The organism is Rubrivirga litoralis (assembly GCF_031846415.1).
GTDB classification, from domain to species: domain Bacteria; phylum Bacteroidota; class Rhodothermia; order Rhodothermales; family Rubricoccaceae; genus Rubrivirga; species Rubrivirga litoralis.
On the sequence record NZ_JAVRHT010000039.1, the window covers coordinates 1 to 22,466 of the forward strand.

General features: G+C 71.5%; 21 protein-coding genes and 2 pseudogenes. 10 read left to right on the forward strand and 13 right to left on the reverse strand.

Annotated features, from left to right (window positions below; all coding sequences use genetic code 11):
- A pseudogene (locus RM540_RS13725) lies at positions 1–281 on the forward strand (hypothetical protein); the annotation flags it as partial.
- Positions 282–558: 277 nt separating this feature from the next.
- Here the strand turns inward: RM540_RS13725 and RM540_RS13730 are convergent.
- The 4 genes from RM540_RS13730 to dusB form a co-directional block, all read right to left on the reverse strand.
- Complete coding sequence (locus RM540_RS13730; protein ID WP_311665083.1) at positions 559–945, reverse strand: hypothetical protein; 387 nt, start codon at positions 943–945, stop codon at positions 559–561.
- Positions 942–2,276: a metal-dependent hydrolase family protein gene (locus RM540_RS13735; RefSeq protein ID WP_311665085.1), complete on the reverse strand. Its 1,335-nt coding sequence runs from the start codon at positions 2,274–2,276 to the stop codon at positions 942–944. Before RM540_RS13735 ends, RM540_RS13730 begins: the two co-directional genes overlap by 4 nt.
- 224 nt (positions 2,277–2,500) lie before the next feature.
- Positions 2,501–3,442 (reverse strand): DUF302 domain-containing protein, encoded by a 942-nt coding sequence (locus RM540_RS13740; protein ID WP_311665087.1) that lies wholly within the window; start codon positions 3,440–3,442, stop codon positions 2,501–2,503.
- A 257-nt stretch (positions 3,443–3,699) separates the two neighbouring features.
- Entirely contained in the window at positions 3,700–4,782 is a 1,083-nt protein-coding gene (gene dusB, locus RM540_RS13745) for a tRNA dihydrouridine synthase DusB (RefSeq protein ID WP_311665089.1), read from the reverse strand.
- Between the two features lie 138 nt (positions 4,783–4,920).
- On the opposite strand from dusB, the gene RM540_RS13750 reads away from it, so the two are divergent.
- The 3 genes from RM540_RS13750 to RM540_RS13760 all read left to right on the forward strand — a co-directional run bounded on the left by RM540_RS13750 (position 4,921) and on the right by RM540_RS13760 (position 8,781).
- Positions 4,921–5,151 carry a hypothetical protein gene (locus RM540_RS13750; RefSeq protein ID WP_311665091.1) on the forward strand — a complete coding sequence of 77 codons (231 nt, stop codon included), beginning with the start codon at positions 4,921–4,923 and terminating at the stop codon, positions 5,149–5,151.
- 276 nt (positions 5,152–5,427) lie between these two features.
- Positions 5,428–6,795: a Trk system potassium transporter TrkA gene (trkA, locus tag RM540_RS13755; RefSeq protein WP_311665093.1), complete on the forward strand. Its 1,368-nt coding sequence runs from the start codon at positions 5,428–5,430 to the stop codon at positions 6,793–6,795.
- A 333-nt stretch (positions 6,796–7,128) separates the two neighbouring features.
- Positions 7,129–8,781, forward strand: coding sequence for a TrkH family potassium uptake protein (locus RM540_RS13760; RefSeq protein ID WP_311665095.1), 1,653 nt, complete (start codon positions 7,129–7,131; stop codon positions 8,779–8,781).
- A gap of 175 nt (positions 8,782–8,956) precedes the next feature.
- On the opposite strand, the gene RM540_RS13765 is transcribed toward RM540_RS13760, so the two are convergent.
- Positions 8,957–10,504, reverse strand: coding sequence for a glycoside hydrolase family 3 protein (locus RM540_RS13765; RefSeq protein WP_311665097.1), 1,548 nt, complete (start codon positions 10,502–10,504; stop codon positions 8,957–8,959).
- Between the two features lie 109 nt (positions 10,505–10,613).
- Positions 10,614–11,261, reverse strand: a complete 648-nt coding sequence (gene nadD / locus RM540_RS13770; RefSeq protein WP_311665099.1) for a nicotinate (nicotinamide) nucleotide adenylyltransferase — start codon at positions 11,259–11,261, stop codon at positions 10,614–10,616.
- A 329-nt stretch (positions 11,262–11,590) separates the two neighbouring features.
- Between nadD and rplU the strand changes: the two genes are divergently transcribed.
- The 3 genes from rplU (at position 11,591) to RM540_RS13785 (ending at position 13,091) form a co-directional block, all read left to right on the forward strand.
- Positions 11,591–11,905, forward strand: coding sequence for a 50S ribosomal protein L21 (gene rplU, locus RM540_RS13775; protein ID WP_311665101.1), 315 nt, complete (start codon positions 11,591–11,593; stop codon positions 11,903–11,905).
- Positions 11,906–11,962: 57 nt separating this feature from the next.
- Complete coding sequence (gene rpmA / locus RM540_RS13780; RefSeq protein WP_311665103.1) at positions 11,963–12,223, forward strand: 50S ribosomal protein L27; 261 nt, start codon at positions 11,963–11,965, stop codon at positions 12,221–12,223.
- A gap of 154 nt (positions 12,224–12,377) precedes the next feature.
- A complete protein-coding gene (locus tag RM540_RS13785) occupies positions 12,378–13,091 on the forward strand; it encodes an HAD-IA family hydrolase (protein WP_311665105.1) in 714 nt (237 codons plus the stop codon).
- Positions 13,092–13,112: 21 nt separating this feature from the next.
- On the opposite strand, the gene RM540_RS13790 is transcribed toward RM540_RS13785, so the two are convergent.
- Both RM540_RS13790 and RM540_RS13795 read right to left on the reverse strand, forming a co-directional pair.
- Positions 13,113–13,607: a hypothetical protein gene (locus RM540_RS13790; RefSeq protein WP_311665106.1), complete on the reverse strand. Its 495-nt coding sequence runs from the start codon at positions 13,605–13,607 to the stop codon at positions 13,113–13,115.
- A 119-nt stretch (positions 13,608–13,726) separates the two neighbouring features.
- Positions 13,727–14,341, reverse strand: a complete 615-nt coding sequence (locus RM540_RS13795) for a rhomboid family intramembrane serine protease (protein ID WP_311665108.1) — start codon at positions 14,339–14,341, stop codon at positions 13,727–13,729.
- Positions 14,342–14,446: 105 nt separating this feature from the next.
- Between RM540_RS13795 and RM540_RS13800 the strand changes: the two genes are divergently transcribed.
- Positions 14,447–14,812 (forward strand): hypothetical protein, encoded by a 366-nt coding sequence (locus RM540_RS13800; RefSeq protein ID WP_311665110.1) that lies wholly within the window; start codon positions 14,447–14,449, stop codon positions 14,810–14,812.
- A gap of 389 nt (positions 14,813–15,201) precedes the next feature.
- On the opposite strand, the gene yihA is transcribed toward RM540_RS13800, so the two are convergent.
- The 3 genes and pseudogenes from yihA to RM540_RS16525 form a co-directional block, all read right to left on the reverse strand.
- A complete protein-coding gene (yihA, locus tag RM540_RS13805) occupies positions 15,202–15,849 on the reverse strand; it encodes a ribosome biogenesis GTP-binding protein YihA/YsxC (RefSeq protein WP_311665112.1) in 648 nt (215 codons plus the stop codon).
- Between the two features lie 76 nt (positions 15,850–15,925).
- Positions 15,926–16,807 (reverse strand): succinate--CoA ligase subunit alpha, encoded by an 882-nt coding sequence (gene sucD / locus RM540_RS13810; RefSeq protein ID WP_311665114.1) that lies wholly within the window; start codon positions 16,805–16,807, stop codon positions 15,926–15,928.
- Between the two features lie 236 nt (positions 16,808–17,043).
- Positions 17,044–17,190: pseudogene (locus RM540_RS16525) on the reverse strand (Sec-independent protein translocase subunit TatA/TatB); the annotation flags it as partial.
- Between the two features lie 143 nt (positions 17,191–17,333).
- Between RM540_RS16525 and add the strand changes: the two are divergent.
- Both add and aroA read left to right on the forward strand, forming a co-directional pair.
- Entirely contained in the window at positions 17,334–18,392 is a 1,059-nt protein-coding gene (gene add, locus RM540_RS13820) for an adenosine deaminase (protein WP_311665118.1), read from the forward strand.
- Positions 18,393–18,510: 118 nt separating this feature from the next.
- The gene (gene aroA, locus RM540_RS13825; protein ID WP_311665120.1) at positions 18,511–19,860 is read left to right on the forward strand and encodes a 3-phosphoshikimate 1-carboxyvinyltransferase; all 1,350 of its coding nucleotides are present in this window, start codon (positions 18,511–18,513) and stop codon (positions 19,858–19,860) included.
- A gap of 231 nt (positions 19,861–20,091) precedes the next feature.
- Here the strand turns inward: aroA and RM540_RS13830 are convergent, their stop codons facing one another.
- A complete protein-coding gene (locus tag RM540_RS13830) occupies positions 20,092–20,829 on the reverse strand; it encodes a TonB-dependent receptor plug domain-containing protein (protein WP_311665122.1) in 738 nt (245 codons plus the stop codon).
- Positions 20,830–21,227: 398 nt separating this feature from the next.
- Complete coding sequence (locus RM540_RS13835) at positions 21,228–22,436, reverse strand: RagB/SusD family nutrient uptake outer membrane protein (protein WP_311665124.1); 1,209 nt, start codon at positions 22,434–22,436, stop codon at positions 21,228–21,230.
- Positions 22,437–22,466: the final 30 nt, after the last annotated feature.

Sequence of the window (22,466 nt, forward strand, 5' to 3'; positions counted from 1 at the left end):
GCACTCATCTCGAAATAATGTCCCAAGAGCAAGATCGGCGTCACGAGTTTGAACAAGCTCTCGGCGCCTTCGCCTCCTCCTTCGAATTAGTCTTCGACAACGATTGGGACGTGACGAAGGACCGGATCGCAGACGAACATTTCGTCTCCCCGAGCGGCACGTTTATCAACCCGAGCGTGGAGGACGAGCACAACAACTGGGCGAATCGAGGTTCGCTTCTAGCCGACTACCGGCGTTTGCGTGAGTTGATGGACGAGTACAACTCCGACGTGCGCTCCTGAGAGGCTGTTTGGGATCCCCCTCCCCCAGCGGGGGAGGGCCGGGGAGGGGGATCGGAATCGACTTACGGGCGGGGCGGTCGGCTCAACTCGCTGATCCGCGACGCTCAAGCGGACATCTCAGCCGGGCGCACCCGTCCGCTCCCGTGAAGCACCGTACGACGGCCGGTTTCTGGAAGCGATTCGACGCTCAACCTGAGCACCGTTCAGAAGCTGGCTCGGGAGAACTACCGGTTGCTCGAGAGCAACCCCAGCGCTCGCTCCGGGCGGGGCGGCAGACCTACCGCGCCAGCGCCGCCGAATCGTACGCCGCCCCGCCCCCGCACGTCCAGACCGTCCGGTACGGGAGCCCGAACGCCGTCCGCAGCTCGACCTCGGCGCGGTAGGCCTCGGCGGGTCGGCCGCCCGGCCCGCACGCCGGGTCCGGCTCCAGACGGACCACCCGGAGCCCGGTCGTGACGAGGCTCTCGGGCGGCCCGGCCGTGAGGCCTCGCGCCGCCTCGACCGCGAGCCGCGCCGCTTCCCGTTCGACCCCGCGCAAGCCCGGCGCGACGTCCGGCGCCGCACCGAGGCCTACCGCGAACACCCCGGATGCCAGAACGCTCGCCAGCGCGAGGAGTGCGCAGCCACCCCGCCCGCCCACGTCCGGGCGGGGCGGGGCGGTCACCGCGCGCGCGGCGGCGGCGGCACGAACTGGCCATCGCGCTTGACGACCGCCCCGCCCTTCATCACGAACGCCACGTCCTGCATCGCCGCCGCGTCCGCGAGCGGGTCGCCGGCGACGGCCACGAGGTCGGCGGCGAAGCCCGGCTGGAGCGAGCCCAGCTCGCCACCCCGCCCCAGAAGGTCGGCGGCGTTGACGGTCGCGAACCGGAGGGCCTCCATAAAGGGCACGCCCACCTCCTCCATGTAAGCGAACTCGTTCGCGTTCCGGCCGTGGCGGAACACGCCCGCGTCGGTCCCGAACGCGATCGGCACGCCGGCGGCGTAGGCGCGGCGGAACGTGTCCTGGATGAGCGGGCCGATTTCGAGCGACTTCTCGGTCACGCGCGGCGTGTAGTAGCCGGCGATCCGGGCCGAGTCGGCGACTGACTTGCCGGCGGTGATCGTGGGGACGAGGTAGACGCCCCGCTCGCGCATCATCCGCATGGTCTCGTCCGACATGTACGTCCCGTGCTCGATCGACGCCACGCCGCCGCGGATCGCCCGCTGCATGCCCTCGTCGCCGTGGGCGTGGGCGGCCACCTTCAGCCCGCGGTCGGCGGCCGTCTCGACGATGGCGCGGATCTCGTCCTCGGCAAAGTGCGGGCCGGAGCCGTCGCCCTGGAGCGAGAGCACGCCGCCGGTCGCCGTGATCTTGAGCACGTCGGCCCCGCGCTTGATGGCGATTCGCGCCCCACGCCGCGCCGAGTCGGCGCCGTCGACCACGCCGAGCGTCTCGGTCGGGACGCCCACGATGTCCTCGCGGTACGAGTTGGTCGGGTCGGCGTGGCCGCCGGTGATGGACAGGCTCTTGCCGGCCGTGAAGATCCGCGGCCCGACCACGTCGCCGCGGTTGACGGCGTCGCGGAGCGCGAGGTCGATGCCTTCCGACCCGCCCAGGTCGCGGACCGTCGTGAAGCCGGCGAGGACGGTCGAGAGCGCGTACTGCGCCGCCTTGAACGCCTTGTCGGCCGGGCTCAGGCGGAAGTCGTCGATGTAGCCGCCGCGCCGGCTCTCGCTCGTCAGGTGCGTGTGCATGTCGATGAGGCCCGGCATGCACGTCGCCGCGCGCAGGTCGACGGCCTCGTCCGCCCCGCCCGCGGCGGTGTAGCCGGCCTCGACGGCGGCGACCACCCCGCCCTCGACGACGACGGTCCGCTCGCCCAGGGGCTCGTCGGAGGCGGCCGGGTCGAGGAGCGTCCCGCAGTGCACGAGCACGCGCGCGGGCGGGGCGGTCTGGGCGAGGGCGGGGGCCGCGACGACGGCGGCGAGGACGAGAGCGATAGCGAGGCGCATAGGACGGGGCGGGATGGTGGGAGCCGGAGTCTAACCCACGCCGCCCCGCCCTCACGGCCGAGGGCGGGGCGGATGGCCGAGGGCGGGGCGGCCAGGGCCGCCGGAGCGCGGACCTAGAGCACCGTGGAGGTAGGGACAGGGTGCTCGGTGCGAGGTACGCACGCGCCGAAGTCAGATCGGGCCGTACCCCGTACCCAGTACCCCGTACCCACCCGAAGGGTGCTCTAGTCGTTGGTGTCGCCCGAGACGGCCGCGGCGGCGAGCGCCCGGAGCGCCCCCCGGACCCTGTCGATCACCTCGTCGCTGTCGTCGAGGTCGTGACGCTCGGCGAGGTAGCCCGGGTCGTTGTAGGCGACGACCACGCGGCCGGCGGCGTCCTCATACACCAGCATCTTCTGCGGGAGATCGATCCCGACCGTCTGCTCGTCCTGCATGAGCGGCGTCCCGAGGGCGGGGTTGCCGAACACGACGAGCCGCGTCGGGCGGAGCTCCAGGCCGACCGACGCCGCGTTCGCGGCGTGGTCCAGTTCGGCCATGACCGTCAGGTTCGGGTTGGACTCGATGGCCGAGACGAGGCCGGCGTACGTCGCCCCGACGTCGTTCGCGCTCGTCGCGGTCACGACGCCCTCGTCCCGCGAGACCGGGCCGCCGCCGACCTCGACGTTTACCGTGCTGTCGCCAGCGGCCACGCCCGCGAAGGTTGCGAGCGCGCCGGCGATCCGGCCCAGCGTCTCCGCCCCGCCCACGCCGTGACGCTGGGCGAGGTAGTCGGTCGTGTTGTAGCCGACGACCGTCTGGCCCTCGGCGTCCTCGAACACGAGCACCTTCTGCGGGAGGTCGAGCCCGGCCTGCTGGTTGACCTGCATGAGCGGCGTCCCCAGCGCCGGGTTGCCGAACAGGACCACGCGCGTCGGGCGGAGGTCGAGGCCCGCCGAGGCCGCGTTCGCGGCGTGGTCGACCCGGGCGACGATCGACACGGGCGGGGCGGCGTCGAGGGCGTCGGTCAGCCGGCCGAACGACGTAGCCACGCCCGCGTCGCTCTCGGCCACGGCGAGCCCTGGGCGGTCGGGGAGGTCTGCGTCTTCGCCGTCGTCGGTGTCGCACCCGGCGGCGACGGCGAACAGACCGGCGAGGAGGGGGAGCACGAGGAGGAGGCGGAAAGGCATAGGTTTAACCCGGTGTGAGCCCGTCCTACCGTCGCGCGGCACGCGGGGTGCCTCCACCCCGCCCTCGCGCGCGGGGCCGCGCTCGTGCAGCGGCAAGAGGTCTCACGCGGAGTTGGAGTCAGGCGCTCGATTCGACAATCACCCCTGGCCCCTCTTGGCTGCGCCGTCGCTTCGCGGTGGCCAGGAGGGGGGACTCCTCCCACCCCGCCCCGCCCGGTTGAGACGCTGACAAAGCAGAAGACTCCTCGGCCCTGCGCTTAAGCCGCCGGCCGCTCGGGGAGCCGGGCCTTCGCGGGCAGCCGGGCGGGGCGGGGCAGCCGCGCCGCGACCGCCGCCGGGCGGACGGCCCGCGCCACGAGCACCGACGTCTCCTCGTCCTCAGGACGCCAGTTGAGGAGCACCTCCAGGACCGCGTCGCGCTCGGTGTGCTCCATGAGCCGCATGCGGAGCGCGCTCGCGCCGCGGTGGCCCTTGAAGTAGCCCCCGTACATCCGCCGCATCTCCAGCACCCCCTTCCGCTCGCCCAGCCACGCGCACTTGAGCGTGAGGTGCTCGGCGACGACGGCCACGCGCTCGTCCCACGAGGGCGGGGCGGGGATCTCGCCGGTGTCCAGGAGCGCGCGCGCGTCGCGGAAGATCCACGGGTTGCCGATCGCGCCCCGCCCGATCATCACGGCGTCGACGCCCGTCTCCTCGAACATGGCGCGCGCGCGCTCCGGCGTCGTCGCGTCGCCGTTGCCGATGAACGGGGTGTCGCGGAGGGCGGCGCGGATCTTGGGGAACCACTCCCAGCGGGCCTCGCCGCGGTACATCTGCGCCCGCGTCCGTGCGTGAACGGCGAGCGCGGACACGCCGGTCGCTTCGAGCATCCGGGCGACCTCCTCGATGCGGATCGACTCGTCGTTCCACCCCAGCCGCGTCTTGACCGTCACCGGCCGCGTGGCGGCCTCGACCACGGCCTGCGTGATGGCCTCCATCTTGCCCAGGTTGCGCAGGATGCCCGCCCCGCCGTCCTTGCAGACGACCTTCTTGACGGGGCACCCGAAGTTGATGTCGATGAGGTCCGGCCCCTGGGCGTCCGCGATCCGCGCCGCCTCGCGGACCTGCTCGACCTCGCCGCCGAAGATCTGGATGCCGACCGGCCGCTCCTCCTCGTAGAACTCGAGCTTCTGCACGGACCCGGCCGCCCCGTGCAGGAGGCCGCCCGACGAGATGAACTCGGTGTAGAGCATGTCCGCCCCGTACCGCTTGCAGATGAGGCGGAACGGGGGGTCGGACACGTCCTCCATCGGTGCGAGGAGGAGCGGGCGGGGGCCGAGGTCGATGTCGCCGATGCGCATGCCGTAACCTACGCGGGCGGGGCGGGTTGCTCGGTGAGAAACCGGCCGAATCGCCGCCGCCCCGCCCGCGCGCGCCGCGCCACCGCGTGCAACTCCACCCCGCCCGCGCCGTAGGGCGGGGTCTTTCTCTACCTCCCCATGTCGCTCGTCCTCGCCGCCTCGCTCGCCGGTCTCGCCAAGACCCTGCTGGTCACGCTCATCGCGGTCCTCAACGGCGTGCTCGCGCTCCTCGCCGCGCTGGCGACGTGGAAGACGTACCTCGCGATCGGGACGAAGGTGCTCCTGATCGCCCTGTTCTGCGTCCCGGTCCTGGGCATCCTGGTGTTCCTGGTGTGGGGGCAGCGCGTCGTGCGCGACAACCAGCGGTAGGCGGACCGCGCAGCAAGGCCGCGACAGAACCTCGGGGCGGGGCGGTCGGACTCGCCGGCCGAGCGGCCGCCGGCCTCGGCAGCTCCATAGGGAGCGCGGAGGGTGCTCCCCAGCCGAGCCGCGCCACCCCGCCCCGGCCCGCCTCCGTCAGCGTGGGCGGGGTGACGGACCGCGTCGGAGCCGCCCCCCCGCCCAAGCCGATTCCTCACGGGCGGGGCGGGCGTCTACCCCCCGGCTGCACCCGTAGCTTCGGCACCTCCCCGCCCCGGTCCGCGAATGCGCGCCATCGTCGTCGGGGCCGGCGACGTCGGGTACGACGTCGCCCGGCTCCTCTCCCTCCAGCGCCACGACGTCACCGTCATCGACACCGACGCCGACCGCGTCGCCGCCGTCCGCGAGACGCTCGACGTGCTCGCCATCGTCGGGTCGGGGACGAGCGCGACGACGCTCCAAGAGGCCCGCATCGAGGACGCCGACCTCGTCGTCGCCGTCACCGACGTCGACGAGGTCAACATCATCGCGTCGATGCTCGCCGAGCGCGTCGGCAAACCCGCCGACCTCACGACGACGATCGCCCGCGTGCGGAGCGCCGAGTTCACGGGCTCCGACTCGGTCCTCCGGCTCTCCGACTTCGGGATCGACCACCTGATCCACCCCGAGCAGTCGACGGCCAACGAGGTCGTCTCGCTGCTGCGACGGGCGGCGGCGACGGACATCATCGAGTTCTGCGGCAACCGGGTCCAGCTCGTCGGCATCCGCATCGAGCGGGACTCGCCGGCCGCCGGGCTCACGCTCGTCGACCTCGCCCGGCGCAGCCCGCTCCCGTTCCGGGTCATGGGCATCTCGCGCGGCGTGCGGACGATCCTGCCCTCGGGCGGGGCGACGATCCAGGCCGGCGACCAGGTGTTCGTGCTCGTCGAGACGGGCCGGGTCGCCGAGGCCGCCCGCGTGCTCGGCAAGGAGGCCGGACGGCTCCGCCACGTCATGATCCTGGGCGGGACGAGCGTGGGCGCACGCGTGGCCGCCGGGCTCTCGGGCCGCCCGCGCAAGGGGGGCGGGATGGAGGTCAAGGTCGTCGAGGCCGACCGCGCGCGGGCGCAGGCGCTCGCCGAGACGCTCGAAGGCGTCCTCGTCATCCACGGCGACCCCGGCGACATCGACCTGCTCGCCCGCGAGGGGCTCGCCGAGACCGACGCGCTCGTGGCCGTCACCGCCGACGAGGAGTCGAACCTCGTGTCGTGCCTCATGGCCAAGCACCTCGAAGTCCGCAAGACGGTCGCGCTCTTGTCCAAGAGCGCCTACATCCCCATCTCGCAGTCGATCGGGCTCGACGCCGCCGTCAGCCAGAAGCTGGCCGTCTCGCGCGAGGTGCTCCGGTTCCTCCGCGGCGCCCACGTCCGCTCGGTCGCCACGGTGCCCGGGCTCGACGCCGAGATCCTCGAGCTCGTCGCCGACCCCGGCGCGCCCATCACGCGCGCCCCGCTCGCGGAGCAGCGGCTCCCGAGCGGCGTGCTCATCGGCGCCGTCGTCGGCAAGCGCGTCGAGATCGCGACGGGCCAGACCGTCGTGCAGCCCGGCGCCCGCGCCGTCGTCTTCGCCACGCCCGCGCGTGTGGAGGAGGTCGAGCCGCTGTTTTCGGCCTAGCGACGTGGGGACCATGGGGACGAGCGACCGCGGACTCGGGATCGTCGGGCGGGGTGGCCGGGCTCTCCGCCCCGCCCCGCCCCAGGCCGCCCCGCCCCGTCCGTCTGGAGGCGAGCGCACTGGCGTTTCCCCTCACAAACTGTTTGATGGAGGTTCCCCCTCCCCCACCGGACGAGGGCCGGACCCAACGGCCGGGGAGGGGGACGGGCGCCGGAGCGGCCGCCGGGGGCGGGGCGGCGGATCCCGGAGGAGGACCGCCCCGCCCCTGCGAGTGCGGGGCGCTCGGGGCTACCGCTCTGACCCATCGCCCGTAACTCATCACCCGTCACACGCATGATCATCGACTGGAAAGCGGTCGTGGGCGTGCTGGGCGTGCTGCTCGTCGCCCTCGGCGTGTCGCTCGTCGCGCCGGCCGTGGTCTCGCTGGCCTACGGCGAAGCCGAGTGGTGGGGGTTCGCGGCGACGGCCGCCGCGTCGCTCGTCGGGGGCGGGGCGCTGTGGTGGGCGTTCCGGCCGCAGCAGGAGCTCCGCGTGCGCGAGGGGTTCGCGATCGTAGCCCTCGCGTGGCTCGTGCTGTCCCTCGTCGGCGCGCTGCCTTGGGTGATCACCGGCGTGCTCGCCGGCTATACCGACGCCTTTTTCGAGGTCATGAGCGGGTTCACCACGACCGGCGCCACGATCCTGGGCGGGGCGACGACGCCGGCCATCGAGGCGGTCCCCAACGGGTTCCTGTTCTGGCGGAGCCTCACGCACTGGCTGGGCGGCATGGGCATCATCGTGCTCACGATCGCCGTGCTCCCGCTGCTCGGCGTGGGCGGGATGCAGCTGTTCAAGGCCGAGGTGCCCGGCCCGTCGGCCGACAAGCTCACGCCGCGCGTGACGGAGACGGCCAAGCGGCTGTGGGCGATCTACCTCGCGCTCACGCTCGTCGAGGTGCTCCTGCTGCTCCCGGCCATGTCGCTCTTCGACGCCGTCAACCACGCGTTCGCGACGATGGCCACGGGCGGGTTCTCGACCGAGAACGGGAGCGTGGGCCAGTACGACTCGGCCTACATCGACTGGGTGATCACGGTGTTCATGGTGCTCGCCGGCATGAACTTCGCGCTCCACTACCAGCTCCTCCACCGGAACGTGACGGCGGTCGCGAAAAACGAGGAGCTCCGGGCCTACGGGGCCATCATCGGGCTCGCGACGGTCCTGCTCACGCTCGCGCTCTGGGCGCCCACGGGCGACCTCCTGTTCCACCCGGTCACGCTCGACGGCGAGATCGTGACCGAGCAGGTGGCCGCCGAGCGGACCGACGGCGAGGCCGTCGGCGACGAGCTCGCCACGCGCGACGGGGACCGGGCGGGCGGCGAGGACATCGGGGGCGGGGCGGACCTCGCCCCGGCCGAGGTCCGCGGGCGGACGGTCGTCCGCTACGACTCGTTCGGGGACGCCCTCCGCTACGGGGCCTTCCAGGCGGCGTCGATCATCACGACGACCGGATTCGGGACGGCGGACTACGAGTTGTGGCCGCCGCTGGCGCTCGTCGTCCTGTTCGCGCTGTTCTTCGTCGGCGGCATGGCCGGGTCGACGGGGGGCGGGGTGAAGGTGGTCCGCGTGGTGCTCATCCTGAAGAACGCGTTCCGCGAGCTCCGGCAGCTCGTCCACCCGCAGGCCATCCTCCCCATCCGGCTCGACCACCGCGTGGTCCCGGAGGGCATCATGCGGACCGTGCTCTCCTTCGTCGTCTTCTACGTCGGCCTCATCGGGCTGGGGACGCTGATCATGGGCGCCCTGGGGCTCGACATCTGGAGCGCGTTCAGCGCCACGTTCTCGTGCGTCGGCAACGTCGGACCGGCGTTCGGGGCCATGGGGCCGACCGAGAACTACACGCACGTGCCGGCGGTGGGCAAGTGGGTGCTCTCGCTGCTCATGATGGCGGGGCGGCTGGAGATCTTCACGGTCCTCCTGCTGTTCTCGCCGGCGTTCTGGAAGCGGTAGGGGAAGGCCGGAGTGCCCGCCCCGCCCGTGCGGCGCGAAGGGCGGGGCGGCGCCCACGGCTCTCTCCACCCCGCCCGCTTGTAGAACAGCGGTCCGTATCGAGGGCGAGGGCGGGGCGGGCAGGAGGAGCCGGCCGCCCCGCCCGGCGCCGTTTCTGCTCTACGAACTCGCAGACCTACCGGCCCGCCAGGCGCTCGACGGCCGCCACCTGCGACGGGCCGACGTCGCTGTACGTCACGAGCGCGGAGTCGCAGGCGTCGAACCCGCGGAGCCCGCGGTCGCCGCCCAGGACGACGAGCGTGGTCGGGTGCGCCTCCATGAGCCGCTGCGCGAACCGGCGCTCGCGGGCTTCGAGCCCGAACGCGTGCCACGCCGCCGGCCGCACAATGGTCGCGACGACGAGGCGCTCGGCGTCGCGGGCCAGCACGCGGATCTCGTCGAACGGGTCGTCCTCGTCCTCGTGCGTCGGTTCGAGCTCGCGGTAGACGGCGCCGGGGAGGAGGCGGGCGACGGCCTCGCCCATTGGCATCGTCTCGGGCTCGTTGGGGAGCGGCGCGCGCTTCATGAGGACGACGAGCGTGCCGGTCCCGTCGCCCAGGTCGGGGAGCGGGCCGCGCGCGACCTCGACGGCGTCCCGCGCCACGCGCTCGGCGAGCGCCCGGTGCTCATCCGCCCCCACCAAGCGGGCGGGGCGGGGCGGCGTGCGGAAGGCGTCGGCGCCGAACCGGGCGCGGAACCGCTCGCGGAGGCGCTCGACGCGGGCGAGCGCGGCGTCGAGCAGGGCCTCGTCGAGCCGCCCCGCCCGGACGGCCTCGGCCAGCCCGCGGATCACGGCCTCGGGGTCGACGGCGTCGACGAACAGGTCGACGCCGGCATCGAGGAGGCCGGCGGCGAGGTCGCCCTCGGTCTGGTCGGCGTCCTTGGCCCCCGCCATCTGGAGGCTGTCGGTGACGACGACGCCCTCGAACCCGAGCTCGTCGCGGAGCAGGCCGCGCAGGATCGGCCGCGAGCGCGTGGCCGGCAAGCCCGACGGGTCGAGCGCCGGGTACGCCACGTGCGCCGTCATCACGAGGTCGACGTCCGCGGCGATGGCTGCGCGGAACGGGGCGAGATCGACGGCTTCGATCGTCGCCCGGTCGTCGTCGATCTGGGGCATCTCGGCGTGCGAGTCGCCGGACGTGCCGCCGTGGCCGGGGAAATGCTTGGCCGTCGCGAACTGGCCCGCCTCGTGAACGCCCTCGACGAACGCGGCGGTCAGCTCGGCCGCACGCGCCGGGTCGTCGGAGAACGCGCGCGAGGCGATGATCGGGTTGCGCTCGTTGCGGTCCACGTCGGCGACGGGCGAGTACGTCACCTGGACGCCGCACGCGAGGGCCTCCTCGCTGGCCTGGCGCGCGAACGTGCGGACGTCGTCCGCCCCGCCCGCGTACGAGAACGCGGCGGCGTGGGGGTACACCGTCCCGCCGAGCACCTGCTGCCCGAACCCGCGCTCCATGTCGGTCGTGACGAGGAGGCCGCGGTCGGAGCGCGCCTGGAGGCGCGCGAGCGTGTCGCGCGTCTCAGGCCAGCGCCCGTTGAACAGGATGAGCCCGCCGACGGCGTAGCGGTCGAGGAGCGCGGCGACCTCGTCCTCCTGCTCGCTCGCGGTCTTCGCCGGCGGCAGGTTGTTTCCTAGGCGGACGACGAGGAGGCCGGCGGCCTTGTCTTCGAGGGAGAGCGGCACGGGCGGGTCGGCTGGTGGGCGGGGCGCCCCGTTCCTACGGCCCGGCCAGGGCACCGATCCCCCCCACCCCACCCCACCCGCGCGCCCGGGGCGGGGCGGTCATGGTGGATCACCCCGCCCGGACACGGCGGGCCGTGTTCTCACCGGCGTCCGGGGCGGGGCGGTCGCGCGGGGCGGCGTAGAGCCCACGCGCCGCGATCTCGGCGCGGACGGCGTCGGGCACGAGGTAGCGGACCGTCCGCCCCGCCCGGATGCGGGCGCGGAGCTCGGTCGAGGACAGGTCGACGAGCGGGCCGGCGACACGCGTCGCGTGGTCCGTCACCCACGCCGGCACGTCGGCGAGGTCGGCGCCGGGGCGGTCGTAGACGACGAGCCGCGCCAAGTCGAGGATGGCGCGGGGCTCGCGCCACGAGGCGAAGCCGGCCAGGCTGTCGCCGCCCAGGACCAGCGCGATCTCGGCGCCCGGGTGCTGCTCCGCGAGCGCCCGCAGCGTGTCGACGGTGTAGCTCGTCCCGCCCCGCTCGACCTCTCCTCCCCACGCCTCGAACCGCTCGTTCCCGGCGACGGCCGCGCGCACGAGCGCGAGCCGGTCCGCGGCCGGCGCCATGTCCGCGTGCCCGCGCTTGTGGGGCGGGGTGGCGGCCGGCGCCCACAGCACGCGCTCGAGTCCGACGGCCTCGGCGCACGCCTCGGCCACGGCCAGGTGCCCGACGTGGGGCGGGTTGAACGAGCCGCCGAAAAGGGCAAGAGAGGGCACGGGGACTGGGGACTGGGGACTGGGGACTGGGGACTGGGGACTGGAAGATGGCCGCCCCGCCCGGTTCGCGCCACGGGCGGGGTGGAGAGACGGTGGAAGATGGCCGCACTCTCCGCCCATGCCACCCCGCCCGCGCAGGCGCGCTCTCCCCCCAGTCCCTCACCCCCCAGTCCCGCGAGCGCAGTGAGCCCCGCCATTTTGAAGCCCCCGCGATGGACGGCCGCCCCGCCCCGCCCTAGATTCGTCCGCTCTGTCCCGCGCCCCTCCGTGGGCCTGCCCGGCACGCCGCCGGGACCGCCACACGGAGGGTTCCACAAGCCCGCACACGCATGTACGCCATCGTCGAGATCGCCGGCAAGCAGTTCAAGGCCGCCGAAGGCGACCGCCTCTACGTTCCCCGCATGAAGGCCGAGGTCGGCGACACGGTCACGTTCGACCGCGTCCTCCTCGTCTCCGGCGCCGACGGCGTCCAGGTGGGTGCCCCCGTCGTGGGCGGGGCGACCGTTACGGCCGAGGTCCTCGACCACGTCAAGGGCGACAAGGTGATCGTGTTCAAGAAAAAGCGCCGGAAGGGCTACAAGGTCAAGAACGGCCACCGGCAGCCGTACACGCAGATCAAGATCGGCGGGCTCTCCGTCAACTAGCGCCCCCGCCGCCCCGCCCCCGGGCGAGGCCGGTTCACCAACCCGCAGGTACCCCAGATGGCACACAAAAAAGGCGTCGGCTCGTCGAAGAACGGGCGCGACTCGAACCCCAACATGCTCGGCGTGAAGTCGCCGGGCGGCGCGGTCATCCCGGCCGGCTCGATCATCGTCCGCCAGCGCGGGACCAAGTTCCACCCCGGCATCAACGTCGGGCGGGGCGGCGACGACACGCTGTTCGCGACGGCGTCGGGCCGCGTCCGCTTCGCGGCGTCGCGCGGCGGCCGCAAGTTCGTCCACATCGACCCGGTCGAGGCGTAGGCCACCCCGCCCCCGAGGCTGTGACCGCCCCCGGCGCCCTGCGCGTCGGGGGCGGTCTTTTGGAGAGGGATTGAGAAATGTGGCGGGGGGTGGGCAGAGCCGCCGCCCTGCCCGCCTTCTGCTCATCCCTCCGTCTCTCTATCCCGCATCCTTCATGCCCGCCCTCGTCGTCTTCGACCTCGACGACACGCTGCTCGACCACCGCGGCGCCGAGCGGGCCGCGCTCGCCGACGTCCACCGGATGCACGCGGCGCACCTCGGGCACCACGGCGTCGGCCACGTTCAGGACACGTACCACGCCCACAACGTGCCGCTGTGGCGCGACTTCGGGGCGGGGCGGATCACGGCCGCCGACCTCAAGCGGCTCCGGTCGGAGCGCGTGCTGCACGCGTTGGAGGCCCACGACCTCGACCCCGAGACGTTCTCGCGCGACTACCTCGCCCGCTACGCCGAGCACTGGCGCTGGGCCGACGGCGCGCTCGACGCCTACCGCGCCGTCGCCACGCGCTTCCCCGTGGGCGTGCTGACGAACGGGTTCTCAGAGCAGCAGCGGGCCAAGTTCGCCCGACTCCCCGAGGTCGAAGCGCTGGCGGCGTTCGCTGTCATCTCCGACGAGGTCGGCGTGCGCAAGCCGGACCCGCGCCTGTTCGAGCACGTCCTCGGCCTCGCCCGCGGCGTCCTAGACCGCCCCGCCCTCGCGCCCGCCGACGTCCTCTACGTCGGCGACTCGTTCCACTCCGACGTCGAGGGCGGCGTCGGGGCGGGGTGGCGCGTCGCGTGGCTCCGCGGCGACGACGCGCGGGCGCCCGAAGGCGCGGCCGTCGTCGAGGACTGGCGGGCGCTCCTGGACCTGCTGGAGATCGCGTAGGGCGCCGCCCCGCCCCGGCGGCTAGAACGGCGCCGGGATCCGAACGGCGTCGAACGTGCCGGAGAGGGACGCGGCGGCGCCCTCGTCCCGCCCGAACGCGGGGGCCAGCTCCGCGGTGAACGTGCCCGCGATCCGGTCGTCGCCGTAGCGCGTCACGCGGAGGGTGCCCGAGGCGGACACGTAGGAGCCTCCATCGGCCCCGAGCCCGTCTTGGTAGAGGAGTTGGAGCGGCCCGCCACCGCCGAGGCCGTACGTCCCCTCCCCGTCGAGGACGCCCTCCTCGTCGGAGAGCGAGATCGAGCGGATCAGGACGCTCTGATCGAGCATGGTGACCGAGAGGATGGGCTCCTCACCGGGTCCGTCGAAGACCGACAGGAGCCCAGCGGTCCCCTCCAGCGAGCGCGAGAGGCCGCCGCTGATCTCGGCCTCGAACCGGCCGGATCCAGGCGCGTCAGGACCGCCCGAGTCGCAGGCGGCGAGCAGCAGGGCGGCGGCGACGAGCGAGAGTGCGCGCATAGTCAGGCAGGGCGGACCCGGCGGGCGGGGCGGCCGAGGCTACATCACCGCCCCGCCCTCGTCAATCCCCTTTCCACCGCCCCGCCCGCGCAGGGCGGGGCGGCCGGCTACCCTCCCCGTCACCCCAACCCGATCTGCTGGAGGAAGATGGAGACGGCCCCCGGGTACAACAGGATCGTCAGCGCGAGGCCGCCGAGCGCGCCGCCCAGGTGCGCCTCGTGGGCCACGCGCCCCACCTGGCGCCGCGAGGCGTAGACCGAGAACGCCACGTAGAGGACCGCGAACAGGATCGCCGGGATGGGAATCGCGAAGAAGATGTAGAGCAGCGAGAACGGCTCGAACAAGCAGAACGCGAACAGGACACCCGAGATGGCGCCCGACGCGCCCACGGCCGAGTACGCCGGGTTGTCCTTGTGCCGCCAGTACGTGAGCGCGTTCGCCGTAAGCTCGGACCCCAGGTACACGATGAGGAACCGCCCCGACCCCAGCGCGGCCTCGACGTACGGCCCGAAAAAGTAGAGCGTGATCATGTTGAACGCGAGGTGCGCGAACCCCACGTGCACGAACCCGGCCGTCAGCCACCGCGACCACTCGTGATCGCGGACGACGCGGAACGGCTTGAACGCCCAGCGGTCGATGAGCTCCGGGTTGACGAGGAGCGTGTACGCCCCCACGACCCCGTTCAGGAGCAGGAAGAACAGCGTGACGGGGGGCATCGAGGTAACGTCGATCATGCGGAGCAGCGGTGCGGCCCCGGGATCAGGCCGGGGGGCGGACCCAGAGGGCGGACCCAAGGGGCGAGGTGGGAAACGGCTACCTTCGACGTACGCGCCCCGCCGATGCTCCGCCCCGCCCGCCCCGCCCTCACGCTCCTGGCCCTCGCCGCGCTCTGGGGCGGGGCGGCGGCGCTCGCGGGGTGCGGCGGCGACGGCCGCGGCGCCTACGTCGGCACGTGGCGGCCGGCCGGCGCCGACACGCTGGGCTCGCGGATGACGCTGCTCGGCGACGGGACGGCCCGGTTCGTCGAGCGCCCGCCGGTCGGCGAGCCGCAGTCGTTCGAGGCCCGCTACGAGGTCGCCGGCGACTCCGTCCTCACGCTCTCCGACGCCCAGGGCGCCGAGCGCTTCCGCGTCCGCCTCGACGGCGACACGCTCCGCCTCCAGAGCCTCGCGGGCGGGGCGGAGACGGTCCGCGTGCGGCTGTAAGAAGTGAGAAAGGTGCCGGGCGGGGCGGGGTGGCGCCACGGGCGGGGCGGACGACCGGAATATCGGTGGGCAGCGGGCAGCGAAGGTGCCCCACCCCGCCCGCGGTGCATGAGGGCGGGGCGGCCGCCGTAGCGGCGTTGCATGCAACGCCGTCGCGGCGTCGGGGCGGGGCGGCGACGGGCGGGGCGGCGGGTCGTTCACCGGGCGGGGTGGCGTCATGCCGGACCGCCCCGCCCTCGTCACAACCACCCCTAGCCCCTCCTGGCCAGGAGGGGGGCTGCCGCCGCCTCCCGTTGACGGCAGCGTTGCTGTCACCGCCCCGCCCATGCCTACACGGGGCGGGGCGGAACAAATGCGGCGCCGCCCCGCCCGCGCGTCCCTTTTCCCTTTTACATCACCCGCCAGATCCAGCTCCACAGCTCGTCGATCCCCGTCTTCTTTTCGGCCGACGTGAGGACGACCGGGAGCTCGAGCCCGTACGGCCGCAAGTGCTTGTGGATGCCCGCGACCGCCTTCTGGCGCGCGTTCGCCGACAGCTTGTCCGCCTTCGTGAGCGCGACGAGGTGCGGGGCGGGGCTCTCCAACATCACCGCCATGAGCTCCTCGTCCATCTTCGTCACCCCGTGCCGACTGTCGATGAGCTGGACGACCGCGCGGAGCGGGGCGGGGTGGTCGGGCGCGGGCTCGGCCCGCTCGGTCACGTAGCGGCCGACGAGCCGCTGCCACGCGGCTCGCTGACCCTGCGACACCTTGGCGTAGCCGTAGCCGGGGAGGTCGACGAGGTAGAGCTCGGGCTCCTTCACCCCGCCCGCCCCGCCCCGGTCGGGGGCGGGGTTGACGGCGTAGAAGTTGAGCGCCTGCGTCTTGCCCGGCGTCCCGCTCGTGCGCGCGAGCTGCTTGCGGCCGAGGAGCGCGTTGAGGAGCGAGCTTTTGCCCACGTTGGACCGCCCCGCGAACGCCACCTCGGGGGCGCCCGGGGGCGGGAGCGCCGCCCACGTCGGGGCGGCGCCGACAAACTGGGCGTCTCGGACTCTCATGGTTCGGGGTTCGGGGTTATCCGGTTCAGGGCTCGCGTTCAGAACCCTGAACTCTGAACCTTGGAACCCCGAACCTCTACGCGACGGCCTCGAAGTGAGCCTTGACGGTCTCGCCGATCGCCGCGGGGCTCTCGACGGTCGTGATGCCGGCCTCGGACATGGCCTCCAGCTTGGCCTCGGCCGTGCCCTTGCCACCGGAGACGATGGCGCCGGCGTGGCCCATGCGGCGCCCGGGCGGGGCGGTGCGGCCGGCGATGAAGCCGAAGACCGGCTTCTTCACGCTCTCCTTCACGAACTGCGCGGCCTCCTCCTCGGCCGACCCGCCGATCTCGCCGATCATCACGATGGCCTCGGTCTCGGGGTCGTCGTTGAACAGGCGGATGGCGTCGATAAACTGGGTCCCGATGATGGGGTCGCCGCCGATGCCGATGGCGGTCGACTGGCCGAGGCCGGCACGCGTGAGCTGGTCGACGGCCTCATACGTGAGCGTGCCACTCCGCGAGACGACGCCGACGTTGCCCGGCGAGAAGATCATGGTGGGCATGATGCCGACCTTGACCGACGCGCCCGGCGTGAGGAGCCCGGGGCAGTTGGGGCCGACGAGGCGGACGCCCTTTTTGTCCACGTACGGCTTGACCGTGATCATGTCCTGGACCGGGATCCCCTCAGTGATGCAGACGACCGTGTCGACGCCGGCGTCGGCGGCCTCCAGGATGGCGTCGGCCGCGAACGGCGGCGGCACGAAGATGACCGAGACGTTGGCCCCCTCCTTCTCGACCGCCTCGGCGACCGTGTTGTAGACGGGCCGGTCGAGGTGCGTCGTCCCGCCCTTGCCCGGTGTCACGCCGGCGACGACGGTCGTGCCGTACTCGATCATCTGCTCGGCGTGGAAGGACCCCTCCTTGCCGGTGATGCCTTGGACGACGAGGCGGGTGTCTTGGTCGATCAGGATGCTCATGCTGGGGAGATGTGGGTACGGGGTACCCGGTACGGGGTACGGTCTAGAGAGGGCGTGCAAGTCGGGTACTTCGTACCAAGTACCCCGTACCCGAGCTAGCTCAGCGGCTCGGCCGTGCGGTCCTCGGCGGGCGCCGGGGGCGGGGCGGCCTCGGTCGCGGCGGGCTGCGACGGCTGCGGCTGGGCGCGCTGGACCGGCGGGGGCTGGATGCGCGGCGGCGGCGCGTCGGACACCGTCAGCTCGTTCTTGATGTCGTTGGTGGCGTCCTTGAACTCGCGGATGCCCTTGCCCAGGCCACGCGCGATCTCGGGGATGCGCTTGGCCCCGAACAGGAGCAAGATGGCGAGGAAGATGAGGAGGATCTCCGTCGGTCCGAGGGACATGGCCTCTGGGGTGTGGGTGCGACAAACGTACGGCCGAGCTCCAACGCGGTGCCCCTGCCCGTCGGTCTTCGCCGAGTCCGCAGAGCGGGGCGGGCGGGGCGGGGCGGCCGCGCGGGTAGTTTGGGCCACGCCCCCCGACGCCTATGCCCGCCACCCCGCCCGCCCTCGACCGCGACACGATCCTCGCGTGGCCGAAGGCTGAGATCCACTGCCACCTCGACGGCTCGCTCCGCCTGAGCACCATGCTCGACCTGGCCCGCGAGCAGGACCAGCCGGACCTCCTCCCGGCCGACACCGAGGAGGGGCTGGCCGCCGAGCTCGCGAAGGTCGACCGGAGCGCGACGCTCGAGGAGTACCTCGCGTGGTTCGGGTACTCGCTCCCGCTCATGCAGACGCGGGATGCCCTCCACCGCATCGCCTACGAGCTCGCCGAGGACGCCGCGCGCGAGAACGTCCGCTACCTCGAGGTCCGCTACGGGCCGGTCCTCCACACGGACCAGGGGCTCACGATGTGGCAGGTGAACGACGCCGTGCTCGCCGGGCTCCAGGACGCCGAGCGCGACCACGGCATCCGCACGGGCGTCATCGTGTGCGGGCTCCGCGACCGGCGCGAGAGCGCGTCGCTGGCGCAGGCCGAGCTCGCGGCGTCGTACCGCGGCAAGGGCGTCGTCGGGTTCGACCTCGCCGGCGGCGAGCGCGGCAACCCGGCCGAGATGCACGGGGCCGCGTTCTACCTCGCCCGCAAGGAGCTCCTCAACATCACGGTCCACGCGGGCGAGAGCTTCGGGCCGGCGTCGATCCGCCAGGCGCTGTTCAAGTGCGGGGCGCACCGGATCGGCCACGGCGTGACGCTGGGGCAGGACCCGGCGCTGCTCCGCTACGTCGTGGACCGTCAGATCCCGCTCGAAGTCTGCCCCACGTCGAACGTGCAGACGCACGTCGTGGCGAGCTACGAGGCCCACCCGGTCGCCGAGTACGTCCGCGCCGGCGTGCCGGTGACCATCAACACGGACAACCGCCTCTTTAGCCACACGTCGATGACCGAGGAGCTGTGGCTGGCCCACTCGCGGTGCGGGATCCCCTCTAGCGCGCTCCGCGAGATCGTCCTGAACGGGTTCCGGTTCGGCTTTTTACCGCACGCCGAGAAGGAGGCGCTGCTCGCCGAGGTGGCCCCGCTCGTCGCGCTCCCAGAGGCGGCGTGACACCCCGCCCCGCCCCGCCCGCAACAGCCGACCGCCCCGCCCGCGCCAGCAGACGAGCGGGGCGGGGCGGGCACGTTTGCAGGCTGCCTGTTCCCTCGCGCCACGGGCGGGGCGGGGCGTGACCGTCACCGTCCACCCCGCCGCCGCGCTCGCGGGCTCGCCGGTGCTCCCGGCCGACAAGTCGGTGGCGCACCGGGCCGCGATCTTCGCCGCGATCGCCGAGGGCGAGAGCCAGATCATCGGGTTCTCCGACGCCGCCGACCCGCACTCGACGCTGGCCTGCCTCCGCGCGCTCGGCGTCGAGATCGAGGAGCGGCCGGACGTGCTCGGCGCCGACGGCACGCCCAGCCTGTTCGTCCAGGGCCGGGGGCTCGGCGGCCTCCGCCCCGCCCCCGGCGTCCTGGACTGCGGCAACTCGGGGACGACCATGCGCCTGCTCATGGGGCTGCTGGCGGGGCGACCGTTCGACACCACGCTCACAGGCGACGCGTCGCTGAGCGGCCGGCCGATGGAGCGCGTGGCCGCCCCGCTCCGCCAGATGGGCGGGGCGGTCGACCTCTCGGACGGCGGGGCGCCGGTCGGGCTGCGCGGGCGCGGGCTGCGCGGGCGCGGGCTGCGCGGGATCACGTACCGGCTGCCGGTCGCGTCGGCCCAGGTCAAGAGCGCCGTGCTGCTCGCCGGCCTCTCGGCGCGCGGCACGACGACCGTGGTCGAGCCGGTCCCCACGCGCGACCACACGGAGCGGATGCTCGAGCTCGACGTGCTCGATGTCGGGGGCGAGCGGCACGTGTCGGTCGAGGGCGGGGCGGCGGTCCGCGCGCGGCGGTGGGTGGTCCCGCGCGACGTCTCGGCAGCGGCGTTCTTCCTGGTGGCGGGGAGCACGGCTGAGGCCGCCGTGATCCAGCTCTCGGGCGTGGGCCTCAACCCGACGCGGAGCGGGGTTCTCGACGTGCTCCGGGCGATGGGCGCCACGATCAAAGTCTCGAACGAGCGTGAGCGGGGTGGTGAGCCCATCGCCGACCTCCGCGTCGAGGCGCCGGGCGGGCTGGCGGGCGTCGAGATCGGCGGGGCCATCGTTCCTAACCTGATCGACGAGATCCCGGCGCTGGCCGTGGCCGCGGCCTACGCCGAGGGCCAAACCGTCATCCGCGACGCGGCCGAGCTCCGCGTCAAGGAGACTGACCGAATCGCGGCGACGGCCGCGTTCCTCCGCGCGATGGGCGGGGCGGTGACCGAGCGCCCGGACGGGCTCGTCGTCGACGGCGGCCGCCCGCTCCACGGCGCGACGGTCGACGCCCGCGGCGACCACCGGATCGCGATGGCGGCGGCGGTCGCGGCGCTCGGGGCGACGGGGCCGACGACGATTCGCGGGGCCGAGGCGGCGGCCGTGTCGTTCCCCGGCTTCTGGGAGGCGCTAGAGGGCGTGGCGGTGGGGTCGGTGGAGCACGGGCCGCCCCGCCCGGCGTAGCGCGGGGGGGCTGCTATGCACTGCCCCCCTTTGCTCTGTTCTTATGCCGTCTTGAGCGGACGCTCCTCGGGATGATCTCAAAGCAGACTCCGCCTGGGATCTCCCTGAGTCTGTTAAAGATTCCCCTGGTATGACAGCGTTTCGCTTCGGTACAAGAGCACCGCCCCTACTTCGACCTCATTGGTGCGTAGCTGTGAGTGCGCTGCCTCCCGAGAGCCGCCCACGCACCCGTCATTCAACATCTATCTGTGTCCAAACTAGAACTGCACCGCAAGTTCTATTTTGTTTAGTGTAGGCGTACTGCTGCGGCATGTCAGCTGGCCCTCTATATATCTCCACAGCTGCAATTGGATCGAATGGGACGTTATCTATCTGCTCCGAAAGGAAAGCTGCCTCTACTCCGTCTATAAAGACAGCCATAGGACAGTCGCGACGCCGGTCGGATACCAGAACCGTTGCCCCACCCCGCTGCGCTATTCTTACACCGCTAACACCAGAAAACACATCTATAAATTGAGTAGCCCCACGTGCGTCGAGCTCATTCCGAGTGATAAACTTTCCAGACCTTAGCTCCCGACGGTCAAAGAATCCACGTCGCCGAAGCATGACGTCGTTAAGCGATTCCGACTCGACCAACACCCCCTCAATCTGAGTTGTCGACAGGGAAAGATACACATCAACTCGTGTAATCGAATCAGCTCCAACAGCAACCGTAGTATCAACTTCGGCTCTGCCAGTTGCACTCACCCTAACTTGAGCCAATCCTTCGAGCCCACTGAATAAGATCCTCCCTGCTTTTCCAGTCGCGGCGACTGTTCCTAAGACATCAACGCGAGCTCCTTCGAACGGCATTCTAGTCTCGGCGTCGCGAACAAAAACAACCAGTCTGCCATGCTCTCGATCGCCTCCTTGGGCTTGAACGCCCCCCCCACAGAGTATTGAGAGGGCAGCGACGAGAGCGATCCGCATGGGTCTTAGGGAAGAGAGGCCAACCGCTCTGGGGCGAACCCAAAAGGGGGACGGGACGCTTATGCGTCCCGCCCCCCCCCACGATTGCGATCGCGAACTAGTGGCGCGTCAACCGTCTTCCGATGGGTCCGCAGAGAGCTGCTGCGTGTCTCGTGTTGCGTGTTGGGTGCCCTCGGGGACGTAATACGGAACACGCAACACCACCTCAACTCATCAGATTAGCTCTGACGCAGCACTAGGTCGTGTGGACACTCGCAAGGTCAGGCTCGCACGAAGTCACGATTCTGACCCCGCAAGGAGCGGGAGGAGTGCGGGGCCGTAGCCCCGGACGACGAGCGCGACGATGCGGGGGCGGAATCTGGCCCGTGCGAGCCGATCTGGGTGATTGTCCATACGGCCTAATCGATGTTCGGGTTGCCGTTCCGCTCGGTCTGCGTGATCGGCAGGTACTGCCACGTGTCCGGCCCGAGATGCCAAAGGTCGAAGCGTCGCTGGTCAACAAGCCGAGCCCCACGTGAGAACAAGAGGTCATCACGGATCTCGATCAGCGTGTTCCGGTCGATAGAACTGATGTCATTACCGTCGTAAGCAGCGTTAATCAGACCAACAGCTTGACTGTCGTCACTACCAAGTAGGGACTCCGCTCGAATGAGGTTCGTCTCCTGCCATGTGATAAAGGGAATTGGGTCTGAATCGGTGAGGTACTCCGCTTGGCGGCCATAGGTCAGATCACCGTCCGCACAATAGGGTGTATCTGCGCAGTCAACTGTCTCATACTCTTCCGTCGGCGTGATTTCATTATCCTCAAATCGAGGATCCACACCATATTGGGTCCGGCCGCGACCAGCGGCGAGCCAGACCGGGTTGGCCGTCTGCGGGCTGAACAGTGCCGCAAAATCGGCATCACCCTCAATGAGACCTCTGCCCGCAGTAGAGCCCGCCTGCTCTGTGTTGCCTGCGTATAGGTACGCTCGAGCAAGGAGCGAGTTAGCCACGCGAGCTTCATAAGATCCCGCATCGACGTTGCTCAAGGCAGCCTGGAAGTTGGCGATAGCTTGGTCGTAGAGTTCGCTCGACGGGATGAACGGGCCGGAGTCGATCGTGGCCCCTCCCTGTCGCGGATTGAGTCCGAAGTAGGTCGCGAGGAAGTATCGTGCGATACCCGCGTAGAGGTTGCCCGCGTACAGGGCCTCAGACTGAGTGATTGGCGGGTTCGACCCAAACTGGATCGTGTTCGTCACCCGGTTGATGAGATCGTCCGCAAGGAAGCGGAGCTCATTGACATCAGTATAGGCCGCGTCGACAGAGTTATTGTCGAGCTCGATCATCCCTTCGTCGATCTCAATATACGTGGGAAAGGTGGCTCCTGAAGTCCCATAAGCGAACCGATAGGAGTCGGCGAGCCCCTCGGAAAGGACTACTATGTCGCCGTAGGCCGTCGCAAACCTCTGCTCAACGCCTGTAACGACGAACTGTAAGTTTCCGACTGCGTTGAGGGAGTCCGACGAGACAAGGTCGATCGGGGGGTCGACGTCGTTGACGAACGAGTCGCAGCCGCTTACGGCGAGAGCGCCAGCCACGACAGAGATGAGGAGTGACTTGTTCATGGGGCACAGCAGACTCCCGGAGCGTCCGGG